At 65.8% G+C, this 11871-nt stretch carries 12 protein-coding genes, 1 tRNA gene and 1 pseudogene; 5 read left to right on the plus strand and 9 right to left on the minus strand.

The genetic code is table 11. From position 1 onward, the window contains the following. Positions 1 to 25 precede the first annotated feature (25 nt). Genes ABDV69_RS18265 through ABDV69_RS18275 form a run of 3 tightly spaced genes read right to left on the minus strand, consistent with a single transcriptional unit; the run spans position 26 to position 3371 of the window. A complete protein-coding gene (locus ABDV69_RS18265) occupies positions 26 to 1639 on the minus strand; it encodes a hypothetical protein (protein ID WP_343576923.1) in 1614 nt (537 codons plus the stop codon). Further along, the gene (locus ABDV69_RS18270) at positions 1636 to 2532 is read right to left on the minus strand and encodes an ABC transporter ATP-binding protein (RefSeq protein ID WP_343576924.1); all 897 of its coding nucleotides are present in this window, start codon (positions 2530 to 2532) and stop codon (positions 1636 to 1638) included. Before ABDV69_RS18270 ends, ABDV69_RS18265 begins: the two co-directional genes overlap by 4 nt. Continuing rightward, positions 2529 to 3371 (minus strand): MerR family transcriptional regulator, encoded by an 843-nt coding sequence (locus ABDV69_RS18275; RefSeq protein ID WP_343576925.1) that lies wholly within the window; start codon positions 3369 to 3371, stop codon positions 2529 to 2531. Before ABDV69_RS18275 ends, ABDV69_RS18270 begins: the two co-directional genes overlap by 4 nt. A 190-nt stretch (positions 3372 to 3561) precedes the next feature. Here ABDV69_RS18275 and ABDV69_RS18280 point away from each other — a divergent pair, with 190 nt between their 5' ends. Continuing rightward, positions 3562 to 4128: a helix-turn-helix domain-containing protein gene (locus ABDV69_RS18280; protein WP_343576938.1), complete on the plus strand. Its 567-nt coding sequence runs from the start codon at positions 3562 to 3564 to the stop codon at positions 4126 to 4128. Positions 4129 to 4240: 112 nt separating this feature from the next. Here the strand turns inward: ABDV69_RS18280 and ABDV69_RS18285 are convergent, their stop codons facing one another. The 4 genes from ABDV69_RS18285 to ABDV69_RS18300 form a co-directional block, all read right to left on the minus strand. Next, positions 4241 to 5224 carry a hypothetical protein gene (locus ABDV69_RS18285; RefSeq protein ID WP_343576927.1) on the minus strand — a complete coding sequence of 328 codons (984 nt, stop codon included), beginning with the start codon at positions 5222 to 5224 and terminating at the stop codon, positions 4241 to 4243. Beyond that, entirely contained in the window at positions 5211 to 5759 is a 549-nt protein-coding gene (locus ABDV69_RS18290; protein ID WP_343576929.1) for a hypothetical protein, read from the minus strand. The genes ABDV69_RS18285 and ABDV69_RS18290 overlap by 14 nt, the downstream gene beginning before the upstream one ends. A gap of 34 nt (positions 5760 to 5793) precedes the next feature. Then, complete coding sequence (locus ABDV69_RS18295; RefSeq protein WP_343576930.1) at positions 5794 to 6399, minus strand: hypothetical protein; 606 nt, start codon at positions 6397 to 6399, stop codon at positions 5794 to 5796. Positions 6400 to 6543: 144 nt separating this feature from the next. Next, complete coding sequence (locus tag ABDV69_RS18300; RefSeq protein WP_343576931.1) at positions 6544 to 6900, minus strand: helix-turn-helix transcriptional regulator; 357 nt, start codon at positions 6898 to 6900, stop codon at positions 6544 to 6546. A gap of 128 nt (positions 6901 to 7028) precedes the next feature. Here ABDV69_RS18300 and ABDV69_RS18305 point away from each other — a divergent pair, with 128 nt between their 5' ends. The 3 genes from ABDV69_RS18305 to ABDV69_RS18315 all read left to right on the plus strand — a co-directional run bounded on the left by ABDV69_RS18305 (position 7029) and on the right by ABDV69_RS18315 (position 9685). Beyond that, positions 7029 to 7982, plus strand: coding sequence for an integrase (locus ABDV69_RS18305; RefSeq protein WP_343576933.1), 954 nt, complete (start codon positions 7029 to 7031; stop codon positions 7980 to 7982). Next, on the plus strand, positions 7979 to 9406 hold the full coding sequence (locus ABDV69_RS18310; RefSeq protein ID WP_343576936.1) for a hypothetical protein: 1428 nt from the start codon (positions 7979 to 7981) through the stop codon (positions 9404 to 9406). The genes ABDV69_RS18305 and ABDV69_RS18310 overlap by 4 nt, the downstream gene beginning before the upstream one ends. Positions 9407 to 9612: 206 nt before the next feature. After that, a tRNA-Arg gene (locus ABDV69_RS18315) sits at positions 9613 to 9685 on the plus strand. A 43-nt stretch (positions 9686 to 9728) separates the two neighbouring features. Here the strand turns inward: ABDV69_RS18315 and ABDV69_RS18320 are convergent. Further along, positions 9729 to 10586: a site-specific integrase gene (locus ABDV69_RS18320; protein WP_343576937.1), complete on the minus strand. Its 858-nt coding sequence runs from the start codon at positions 10584 to 10586 to the stop codon at positions 9729 to 9731. A gap of 437 nt (positions 10587 to 11023) precedes the next feature. Then, on the minus strand, positions 11024 to 11353 hold the full coding sequence (locus ABDV69_RS18325) for an SMR family transporter (RefSeq protein WP_343576939.1): 330 nt from the start codon (positions 11351 to 11353) through the stop codon (positions 11024 to 11026). A gap of 365 nt (positions 11354 to 11718) precedes the next feature. On the opposite strand from ABDV69_RS18325, the pseudogene ABDV69_RS18330 reads away from it, so the two are divergent. Then, positions 11719 to 11871, plus strand: a pseudogene (locus ABDV69_RS18330) (hypothetical protein); the annotation flags it as partial.

Here is an 11871-nt window from a genome sequence, read left to right on the forward strand (position 1 = left end):
ATAGCGCTACCCGGGCGTGCGCCGATCAGCCGACGATGACGTCGCGGTTGCGCATCGCCACCCACCCGGCGGATACCGCCACAACGCACAGCCCCGTCAGCAATAACGCCGAGGCGGTTAGTGCCGGAGGATGAGCGGGGAGATGCCCCAGTAGTGCGATGCGTCGCGCACTGAGCGGCACTCGGGCGAGCGCCCCGAGCAGGACAGCGAATCCGCTCCAGGCGACGGCCGCCCACACCGCGCCCGTCAGCTTGGGCGCCGCGCCCACCGCGACGCAGGCGAGACCGACGGCGGCAAGCACGCCCGGGGCTTGCGTCAGCGGAGCCCAGAACGCCCAACGCGTAGCGCCGCCCGTCGGTGCCGTCGGTGCATCGCGCAACGCCGCGAGGGCCATTGCGGCCTGCACCGCCGAGCCCACGACGAGGAGTCCGAGTGCGCCGACACCGGCCTCGGCGGTTCGGGCCACCAATGGCCGCCAACGTGCCACGCCGGTCGCCAACTCAGCATCGAGCAGACCCGCGCGTTCGTCAGCGCGCGTACGCAGCACGGTCGCTGCTCCGTAGATCATCGGGAGCAGCGCGACGAAGATGTAGCTGAACGAAAAGTATTGGCGCACCGGGTCGATTGATGCGGTCATGGTGCGCAATACCCCCGCGGCACTGGCGTCGTCGCGTAGCAGACCGATCAGTCCGTGACTCATGCCGCCGAATAGCGCTGCGACTGCGATAGTCGGTGAGAACCACAGCAGCAGCGGGCCACGGTCGAGCCGCCATGCGAGCCCGGCCGCGGACCGAACCCGGAGTCTGCGTGTGCCGCTCGAACGCGGACGCACCAGGCCAGCGCCGAACTCCCTGTGCGCGTACATGATCGCCGCTAGCGCCCCGAGCACCACCACTCCTCCGGTCGCCACTGCCAGCGGGCCCACGCGGTCATCGGTGTACGGCAGGACGAGGTCTCGAAGACCGAACCAGGTGCTCCAGCGCAGCCATGTCATCGGGGTGAAGTCAGCGAGGACCCGTGCACCGAAACAAATCGCAATCAGCGTCCAAGCCGCCCTGGCTGCCGAATGCGCATCCCAGAGCACCTGAGCGAGCAGCATCGTCTGAGCTGTTGTACCCAGACCGACGAGAGTCACGACTGCGCCGAAACATACCGCGCCCGACACGGTCAGATCGCCTGGGTGCCCGATGGACTCGAACGCCAGCACCGCGGCGTCCGACGCCCCGAGCACCACGAACGAACCGACAAGCACCAGCGCGGCGGCGCATGGCTGCGCCCACCGCCCGACACCGGCAGCTTCAACGATCTCGGTGAAGCCGAGTTCCTCGTCCCTGCGGGTGAGTGCGACCGTCAGGAGTACCGCCATCACGGAAACCAGCAGCACCATGTACGTTCCAGTCTCCCATTGCGCGAGCTGGCCGAGAGTGCCTGGAAGCGGGAGCTTCCCGTACAGAACCTTGGTCGCGAGCGTATCCCGCAATTGGCGCACCAGCGGCTCGCGCTTGGCCAGCGACGGATACATGGGCGCATACCCCGGCACCGTGATCGCGACCAGAAGCACCAGTGGCACCAGCCACGCGAGCAAACGAAATCGGTTGCAGCGCAGTAACAACCGCGCGACGAGAAACGTTCCGGTCATCGCGCGGCCACCGCGTAGTGCCGTAGAAACAGATCCTCAAGGCTGGCGGGCGCACACGTCACGTCGGTGAGCCGCAGCGTTGCGAGCAATCCGAGGACATCGGGTACCAGGTCGCGCGGCACAGCACAGCTACACTGCTGGCCGTCGGGATTGGGGTCGAGACCCAACGCAAGCAGGCCCGACCGCAGTTCCGGCGGTAGCGCGCCGTCAGTGCTGGCGGTCACGGTGGTGGCCGCAAGGTGCCGCAATTGCGCGAGTGGGCCTGACTCGACCCGGCGACCGTCCTTGATGATTGTGACATCACTGCACAGGTTCTCGACCTCGCCGAGGATGTGGCTGGACAGCAGCACCGCCCGGCCGTGCGCCACCGCCTCGCCGACGCAGGCGCCGAACTCCTGCTCCATTAACGGATCCAGGCCGCTGGTGGGCTCATCGAGCACCAGCAATTCTGTCGGTGCCGCGAACGCCGCGATCAGGGCTAGCTTCTGGCGATTGCCCTTGGAGTAGGTGCGAACCTTCCGCGTCGGGTCGAGCGCGAATCGCTCGATCAGCGTCCGCTCGGCGGTTTCGTCGCGGGACTGCCGAAGCCCAGCCAAAGCGTCGAGCACCTCTGCGCCCGTCAGATTCGGCCACAGGGCGACATCGCCCGGAACGTAGGACACCTGGCGGGTTACGGCCGGTCCGTCGTCGGCGGGATCGCGGCCCAGGACCCGGACCGTGCCGCCGTCGCGCCGATACAGGCCCAGCAGAGCACGGATCGCGGTGGTCTTCCCGGCTCCGTTCGGGCCGAGGAAACCATGCACGCTGCCCGGGCGCACCTCGAGGTCAAGTCCATCGACAGCGGCGAACTGGCCGAATCGCTTGACTAGGCCACAGATTTCGACCGGGTTCATCGCAGCGCCCACGCGTGACGACCATTGAACGCGGCGCGCAGGCGCGGGCGTTCGTCCAATAATTGGGGTGCCGCGTCGAGGAACCTCCGCTGCGCCGGCGCGGGGTATCCGAGCATCGCGAGCCGCCGCACCAGTGTCCATGTGGCGGCACCGACCACTCCGCGCGGCACCGAGCGAAGGATCTGAATGGCCGTCTCCTCGTGCCGGTCGACGAAGCGCAGCGCCGCATCACGCACCTGGGCGGCCGCCGCCTCCTCAGCGGCTCCGGACGCCGAGGCGAGATCGCTGAATGCGACGTACATGACTTCGACGTCGCGCTCGTCTTCGTCGGTGAATTCGTCCGCGAGCCGTTCCAGGCCGTCCGGGATCATGCCGCGCAGCGCAAGAATCGTCATGACCTTGCGCTCATTCTCCGCGGCACGGCGGGCCCGCTCCGACGGCAGCCGCGGGATCAAGCGGTCGTAGAGCCGGGCAAGCGACGGAGGCAGCGGATTCACCTCGCCGTTGGCGCGGGCACGCTCCACAAGAGCCGCGACCTGCTCGCGCTGGCGTGCGAGCTCGGCCATCCGCAGATTAATGTCGGCCAGCGTGGCAGTCAGTTCCGTTAGGCCCGGGGCGCCCGGCGCAGACCCCATCTCGCCCAGCGCGTCAAAAATTGCACGCAGAGGCATCCCCGACCCTGCCAGCCAGCGGACTCGCAACACCCGCGCCAAATGGTCGAGCCCATAATCGCGCGTCGCGCCCAGTACCGCCGGAACAGGGAGCAAACCGACTTGGTGATAGTGGCGGACAGTGCGTACCGTCGTCCCCGCCAGGTCTGCCAACTCCTTGACTCTCATACATCCATGGTGGACATGTGACGTAACGTCACAGTCAAATTTCGATATATTGGGATAACCGACGCGAGTCAAATTCGGCTAGGTCGCTTCGCCGGTTTCATACTACGGTTAAGTTATGCCATCAGCGGTTCCCGAGTTGCACGTCGACGCCGAACCCGACGACGGTCGACGCCGTATATGTGTAGCAGCGATGAAGTGTTTCGCCGCCCATGGGTCCTCAGGTGCGTCGCTACGCATGGTCGCGGCCACCGCTGGCGTATCAGTGGGGCTTGTACAGCATCATTTTGGGCTCAAGTCAGCGCTCATCGCCGCCGTCAACGAGGAGCTGGTTGCGATACTTGCGCAGGCCGCTCCGAAGTCGCCTCCCACCGGCGATACGGTTGCTGATCTGAAGTCTCGGCTGACCTTGCTGATCGCCGAGCACCCCGACGCGGTTGATTATCTGGCGCGGCTTCTCGTCGACGGCCAACCGTCAGGCCGGCAAGTTTTCGATCTCCTGCTCGGTTTCGGCCGTTCGCAATGGGGTCAGCTACACAGCCGCTCCGCGTTCCGCGGCGGCGGCGGCCAAGACGAGGACTCGATCTGGGGTGCCCTTAACCCGCTCATCCTCATTCTGGGTACTCTCATTCTTCGAGGCCACATCGACCGTCAGCTGCCCGAGCCTCTTGATTCCCCCGCCCAACTGCGGGCGTGGAGCGCTGGGCTGGACGATGTCATTCGCGGCGCCCGACGACGCCACCCGGCTTCCGCCGTATGAAAGAGCTGTCCGCCGCGGCGCAGACGGGACTCGGCAGTCGGTCTCGCCCAGGGCGCCGTCTAGGCCATGGCACGCTCGTTGCTGATGAACGTTGTGGTTCTGTGTTTCAGTGCTATTCATTGCTGAGGCCGCGTACGGCTTGGGCGGTGTAGGTGGTTTTGACAGCGCCGCCGGGGGTGGTTTCGACTTTCATGATCGCATCGATACGGACCCGCATGGCCATTCCGTGTCCCCGCAGGTCGTCTTCGCCGAGTCGGCCTCTTTTGACGGTGACCGTTTCCCCGTCGTCTCGGCGGATCAGCCAGGACTGTACGGAGCTGACGGTGAGGTATTCGCCAACGATTTGCACGGGTTGTTCGTCTAGGTTCGCGTTTTCGACGGTGGCGGCGATGTAGGCGGCGGAAGTTGCCGACACGGTGACCCGGCGGGTGGCGCGGGATGGTTGCTGCCAGTCGATTTCGACGTCGAATCCCGCGCGGTCCAGCGTTTTCGAGAAGTCGCGTAGGGCCGAGGCGGTACGCGGCCCCATCTCGGCGAGCTGTTGGACAAACCTCGATTGCCCGGGGCTGGGCCCGATGTCGTTGCCGGCGGTGAACACATCGATGGCCGCACCGATTGCCGTGTCGAGCAGCTGGTCGTCGGTTTCGAGTTCGGCGAACATGCCGACTTTGCCGCCGGCGTAGCCGGTTTCGGTGATCGGCGAGGTGGCCGGGGTGACGGTCAAGATGATCGATCCCGGCCCCGGTGAGGCCCGCAGCAGCAGGTCGGTGCGGCGGCGCACATCGGCGTTGGGTTGGCGTCCAAGGGCCTTATCGCCCTGTTGGGCTGCCCCGACCGCTGTGGCTAGGCGTTGAAATCCGGCCATCACGCGGGCGACTTCAGACACCCGCGCCGATGCCCCGCTCACGCCGTCGCCGCTGATGCGGATGTTGCCGCATGACGGCAGTGTTCGCCCAAGGGTGTCGTCGGCGATCAGGGTTTCGACGCTGATGCGGGACAAGTCATCGGGAGTACTCCAGGCTGGGGTGTCGTCGTCGGTCATCGCCGCCAGGATCGCCGTCTCCATTCGGTCGATGTCGTCTTCACTGGTAGTCATCGACAATCACCTCCACATATCCGCAACGTGGCAGCGCGTCCTCGCGCACAGGCGGCGAACCCATTGGGCCGCAACGCGTTCGCTGCAGAAAGTCATCAACGCGACCTCTTCGCTCCAGGTACGGGGGCAGGTAGCGATCTTCGATCTCGGGGTCGGGTTGGCAGTGCCAGGCGACGACAGAAGTATCCACCTGCACTCCGACAATGCGGCGCAGCGTACCGCGCTGCGCGAACGCTCGCAGGATGTTGGCGCTGGCCGGGTCAAGCTGGGCTTTGGACAACTCCAGGTCCTCGGCCCAATACACACACGACACGACCTCGGGTTCGGGGTCGTCGGAGAGGAACCGTCCGTACAGCCAGCAGGCGTTGAGGTGCACGTGGCGGCCCAGCAGACTGGTCGCCGACTCCCAGTCCCGCCACACCCGCTGCCGGTGCTCGCCGCGACCGTCGACGAATCGTTGATAGACCTCGACCCGGGTTGCCCGGTAGCGACCGGGCGGCAGCAGCCCACCGGGTGGCTCCAATTCCGGAATCACACCATTGCCCCTCCTGCCGCGCCGTCTGCTGGCTTCACCCGACCGCGCGGGCGGGGCTATCTGCGGTGAATCCCGTGAAATCCGAGCGTGATTCGTCATCGGCCGGGTCTTGGTCGCTGGTCGCGGCGAACAGCGCGTCGATCACCTCGTCGATCCCGGCGACCGCCTCGCGCGCCGCCTCGACCAGCCGCGTGGCCGCGCTGTGCTCATCCCCGACGTTCAGCGCGGCACTGAGGCACTCCCGCGCGGCTAGCAGCCGACCAAAGTCCAGGCCCGCAGCCGCTGCCGGTTTGTCGTCGGCGGCGAACGTGCGAATCAGCTCGTCGATCGCCTTGCGCTGCCGGGTCGTCATCCGCTGCGCTTCGGCTGGAGGCTGATACACCACAGCGGCAGGTGCACTCACCGCCGCCGCCGCGAACGCGGCGTTCTCCGATACATCGGCCAGGTAGGCGATCGCCCGGATCGACGCGTCCGACGGGCGGGTGGCATACGTGCCCTGCCGTAGGCGATTCAGCGTGGCGTGCGAGATATCGTGGCCGGCGCACTGCGCCAGCTCCGCCAGACGGCGTCCGGACGCCCCCCCGTGCCGCGTGGCGGCGATCTCGATCAAGTCGATCAGCGACTTACTGGTCTTGGCCATGGCTTTCACACCCACTCCCTCGCTACGCTGACGCGCGCGTGCGCGCGAACCCCATTGTTCCGACGCGTGGAACACGAGTCAAGCGCAACACGCGGTCTCGGTTCCGCCACAACCAGATAACAACTCTGTAATCTGCCTCATGTGTCACACGGCAGGGTGATTGCGGGCGTCCCGTTTCCCGAGGGAGCGGCGGCGGGTGACGGCGTCTGCGTGCTCGGGCCACAACCGCCGGCCCAGCGCGTGTTCCAGGCGAGCCAACGAGCCGATGTGGCACAATACCGTGCCGGCCAAGATGCGCCCGATAGTGGTGTGGGCAACCCCGCTGGCCGCGGCCAGTGCCCGCTGACCGGTCGCGGCCTCGGCCATCGCCGCCCCCAGCGTGCGGGCCAACTGTTGCGCCGCAGACGCCGACGGCGGGGCATCGGGCTTGATATCGGCGTCGGGCCATACACCGCGAACCACGTAAGCCACCGGCGGCTTGTCGCCGTTGCTGCGCGCCACACGCCCACCCTATCTCGCGACCCCGTCGCGTCCGGGCCATCTGTCGTACCCCCCTGGTCCAATGGTGCATACATGCACCACCTGGGTCGGAGGCGGGATGCTGAACATGTCACGGACAGCGTGTACGCGTGGTGACCGTTGGGGAGCAATTGCTGTTGCCGCTGGCTTGGGGGCCGGCCATGGCTGACGGCAGCTTGAGCGCGGCGGTGGCGGCGGTGACCGGCGGGTGGGTCGTCGACGGCGTGCTTGCCACCCAGACCCTCGACAAGTTCGGTCTATTGACCCGGCGGTTCGCCCGCTTCGCCGCCGCGCACGACGTCACCACGCTGGCCGGCGTCGATCCTGTGTTGGTCGCGAAATTTGTTGCCGCCAAGGGCCGCACGCGGCACGGAGAGGTGTCGGAGGCGGCGATAGCGACCATGCACAACCGGCGCTCCGCGTTGCGCGCGTTCTATCGCACCGCCCGACGGTTGCGGCTAACCCTCGATGACCCCACCACCGACATCGACGTCCCGGCCCGCGAATCGTCGGGGCGGCGCCCACTCACTGATGACGAAGCCGCGTTGGTACGGCTATTCTCCGAACACGCCACCCCAACCAGGCACGCCGCCACCGCCGCATTGCTGCTGGCCGGCGCGCACACCGCCGAGTTGGGCCACATCAGCGCCGCCGACATCGACCCGCAAGCCGCGACGGTGTGGGCACACGGTTCAAGCAAACATCGCCCACGGACCCTGGCGCTCGACAGGTGGTCGGCGCGGGTGCTTGCCGAACGCGCCGCCCGCCTCACCGGCACACTTCCTGCTGGTCGTCACTCACCGGTGTTGTGCACCGGAGCCGCTGGCAGCAACGCCCACAAACAAGCCCGCGTGTGCGTGACCGTGCGCGACATCCTCACCCGCGCCGGACTATCCGACGACAACGGGATACGGCCCGCATCGCTGACCGGCTACGCCGCGCGCCGCGAGTTCGACCGCACCGGCCGTATCGAGGACGCAGCCCGCCTCATCGGCTCGCCCTCGCTGGACACCACCGCCGCCCTCATCGGCTACTGCTGGCACGACTCGGGCGCCACGCCATGAACCGAAAGACAAACTCCAGCAAGCTAACCCAAGCCTACGGCGCGCAGCGGATCGGCCAACGCGACCTTCACAGTCGCAACTGCCCCGATGAGCTCACCCTGCTCGAGATCGACACCATCGACGCCATCGCCTCTAGTGAGCTGATCTATCAACTCGCCCAAACCCTGCCCATCCATGAGCCCGGCAGTCCAGGTCGGCGGCCGCACTATCCGCCGTGGGTACATCTGCTGCACAAGGCCCTCGCGAGCGTGCTGGGCTCGCACAGCAAGGCCGCCCGCGCGATGGCCCATCCCGCGTACTGGCGCTCGATCCGCCATCACGCCGCCGCGCACCACGCGCCAAAAGCGCAGCGCAAACCACCACAGCGTTGGCACCACAACTACGCCCAGCAGCTGCTCGACGAGCACGCCGACGTGCTGCTCGACGCATTCCGCCCACTCGCGCGCCGGCTCGCCCGGGAACTCGGCTGCCTCGACCCGACCCGGTCGGTCTCGCACACCCACCCGGCACGGGGCCAATTCGTGGTTGGTGACGGCACCGTCGTCGCCGCTCCGGTCCGCAAAGCCACCGCCGACCGGTGGGCCGAACACGGCGAACGTCACGTCAACGCCGGCATCGAAGCCCAAAACGGCGAGAACGACACCGAATTCCGCTACGGCATCAAGTTCGCCATGCTGGCCACCCGCCCCAACGCCATCCGCAACAACCGCGTCATCCTCGACGTCGGAGCCGTGCCAGCGGGCAAGGGCTACGGCGGTGAAGCCCGCGTAGCGGTGGACATGATCGACCGCGTCATCGCCGACCCCGATATCCGATGCGACGGTGTCTGCTACGACGGCGCCTTCCGCGGCAAACACATCGACCACGCCATGAAACACGGCCTAACCGTGCTCTCACCCGTCCACGATGGCACCCGCAAGGCCACCGCATTCGCTTCTCTCGACTGTGCGTGCGGCGAGGTCCACGACCTGTGGACCCAGGACGGACGCATGTGTGAGCGCCAGATACTCGACACCGGAGAAAAGCATCTGCAGCCGTGTCCGATCGCCAAAGTCTTTTCGCGCCGCAACGCCGACGGAAATCACCGCTGGTACATTGAGTTCGCGACTCCCACGTGCGGCACCGTACAGCGAGAGCGCATTGACACCACCGACGACGACCAGAAGCGTGGCTACAACCGGGCCGAGCACCTGCGCCAGCACGTCAAAACCGAGGATGGCGACAGCATCTACGACCGCTGCTACGGGTGGCGCGAAGACGCCGAAAGCCTCAACAACACCCTCGACCGCACCCTCTACGGCGGGCGTATGATCGCCTACTCCGCTGTTCGCCAACTGACCGTCATGCTCGGATTCGCTTTGGGCCGCAACGCAATAGCGGCCTACCTGCACCGACGACGACACCCCGACGAGCGAGCAGCGTAACCCCCGCCACCACGACGAGCGGCCCCAAGCTGCCCACGGACGCCCAAGCGTCGCGTGGCATTCGTCGCGCCAGCTAAACTCACACCAGCCGGACTCGACAACACGACGCCCACCGTCGCGACGCCGACCACGGCACCAGGATGTCCAAGAAGCCGCTGAAATCGCGCCTCGCCAGGGTTTTAGTCAGGTATTCAAAGACGTCCCCAGCCCCCGTAGCTCAGGGGATAGAGCACGGCTCTCCTAAAGCCGGTGTCGCAGGTTCGAATCCTGCCGGGGGCACTCAACGTTTGTGCAGTTCAGAGATGGTTGCCAGGCGGCTGCCTTACTCCTCTCTGCTCCTCTCTGGTCGGTGTGTGGTCGGTGCTTCTGTGTTATCGGATGGTGCCGCCTGGTCCTCAGGGAGCCGTCCGTCAGCCAGGCGCTCCTGAACGCCGCGTCCGAGATCCTCGGCATTCTTGTCCGCCCACGACTCGATGAATTCGACGGCCGTAGGGTTGGCCATCAGCCAACTTTCGTGTTCCTCACTGCGGCAGCGAAGATGATGAGCGTCGAAAAGGTCGTCATCTACGTGCCGGCGGACCTCATCGAGGAGGCCCGAGTCGGGCGGCAGGTCGTGCAGTGTCTCCGGGAGTTCGTGACTGGGGATCCAGCGTCGCCGATCTGCCATTGCCGCCCCGTCCGCCGAGTTCTCTCGGAGAGTCTTGCGCGCAGCTGCGTCAAGGCGCAAAGCAACGTCATCGAGGTCACTCGGGAAGAGGGCAGCGTAGTGATTAAACGTCGTTGCCGCCGACTCGTGGCCAAGCAACCGCGCGGCCGCAACTACTGAAGCTCCGGCTTGGATGGCCAGGGATGCAGCGGTATCCCGCAGGTTGTGCAGGGTGATCTCCAGACCGACATCAGCGACAGCCCCATCAAAGACATCCCGGCGAGAATTGCAATTGCGGAGCGGTGTCGAACTCGCGGACGGAAAAACAAAATGGTCTGGTTCCTTTCCTTCACCATATGTAGCCAGTTCCTCCGACACAATCGCCGGAACAGGAACCGTCCGCGCTTGGTAATCCTTCACCGGAGACATCTGGCCACGTTCAGCCTCCTCCGAGAACGCCCGCGCGACTCGCAGGCTCGTCTGCACGAGGTCGACGTCACCCCAACGCAATGCCGCCAGCTGGTAGCGCCCCACTGCGCGTACAGCAGGCCACAGCCGACCCGGCAACCATGCTTCAATCTGAGCCGGCCCGCCCTGCTCCGATCAGTAATCGCGGATCTCGTAACCAAGACCCGCAGCGTCGGATTCAGGACGGTTCGACCCGGTGTCGTCGTTGGGCTCGGAGACGTCGTCCAAGTCGTCATCGACGGTGTTGTCGAGCACCCGTGCACGTTCTGAACCCCGAATGAGCGCAATGCCTGCAACCAACGCCTCAGAGTGTGCCAACTGGAACACCCCCTTAGCGGCGCTAGCAGGGACTTCGAAATGGACCGAACGGCCAACCGCCTGAACGCGCCAACCCGCAGGCATTGGGCTCCGTTCGCTCCCCAGATCGGAAATCGGCGGCCGGGAGCCAAATGACTTATGAGCTTCTGTGTCTCGTTGCATCTCGGAGCGAATGAATCAACGCGCTAGTCCGCGGCGGCCACATGCAGAAGATTGAGCCCAACGACGCCGGCGATGATGAGAAGGATGCACCCGACACGAGCAATACTGGCCGACTCCGAGAGCGCCACCATGCCGTAAACCGCCGTGCCTGCTGCGCCGATTCCCACCCAGACCGCGTAAGCCGTCCCCAGAGGCAGCGAACGGATCGCATACGTAAGGCCGGCCATACTTAGCGCAACTCCGACCACGAACACCACCGACGGCCACAGCCGAGTGAATGTATGCGTCTTCTCCAAGGCAGCCGCATAAATGATCTCCATCAGCCCCGCGAAAACTAGCGCAGCCCACGCCAACATTGTTTACTCCTCAACCCACGTCCAGTTCAGAGCCGTTCGAGGCCGGATGGTAGCCGTTGCAACTGAGTGATCTTTAGTGGTCACGGTGCTGAGTTGCTCCGGATCGGCAGCCGCAAGATGAGTGCGCCGAGCAATCAGATATGCGACATGCAGCTGGTTTTTCAGCGCCCGTGCTTCTTCGGCACTGAGGTCGAACTCGTCGTCAGGCCTGCCGGAAACACGTACGACAACGCGCGTCCCATTCACGTCGACGGACCAACCCATAGGCATTGGACTCATTTGGCACCGTCCACAACAACCGGGGCGTTCGTCCCGTCGCTTCGACGCAGAGCCAGAACTGATCTGCGGGATAGCATGCACCGGTGACGACGCTGGAAGAGCTTGAGGCGCGGGTCGCGGCTCTGGAGGCCAATCAGGCCGACTACAGAGCCGTTCTTGCAGCAGTGAACGTACTCGGGGCCAACCAGCGAGACATCGCCACCCCCGTACGTGACCACACCGCAAGACTGCACCGC

The sequence above is a fragment of the Mycobacterium sp. genome (genome assembly GCF_039583785.1).
Taxonomy (GTDB): domain Bacteria; phylum Actinomycetota; class Actinomycetes; order Mycobacteriales; family Mycobacteriaceae; genus Mycobacterium.

What these genes read in the sequence shown, in the direction of transcription:
- ABDV69_RS18265 (WP_343576923.1), bottom strand. Translation starts at nt 1,639, where the DNA reads ATGACCGGAACGTTTCTCGTCGCGCGGTTGTTACTGCGCTGCAACCGA.
- ABDV69_RS18270 (WP_343576924.1), bottom strand. Translation starts at nt 2,532, where the DNA reads ATGAACCCGGTCGAAATCTGTGGCCTAGTCAAGCGATTCGGCCAGTTC.
- ABDV69_RS18275 (WP_343576925.1), bottom strand. Translation starts at nt 3,371, where the DNA reads ATGAGAGTCAAGGAGTTGGCAGACCTGGCGGGGACGACGGTACGCACT.
- ABDV69_RS18280 (WP_343576938.1), top strand. Translation starts at nt 3,562, where the DNA reads ATGAAGTGTTTCGCCGCCCATGGGTCCTCAGGTGCGTCGCTACGCATG.
- ABDV69_RS18285 (WP_343576927.1), bottom strand. Translation starts at nt 5,224, where the DNA reads ATGACTACCAGTGAAGACGACATCGACCGAATGGAGACGGCGATCCTG.
- ABDV69_RS18295 (WP_343576930.1), bottom strand. Translation starts at nt 6,399, where the DNA reads ATGGCCAAGACCAGTAAGTCGCTGATCGACTTGATCGAGATCGCCGCC.
- ABDV69_RS18310 (WP_343576936.1), top strand. Translation starts at nt 7,979, where the DNA reads ATGAACCGAAAGACAAACTCCAGCAAGCTAACCCAAGCCTACGGCGCG.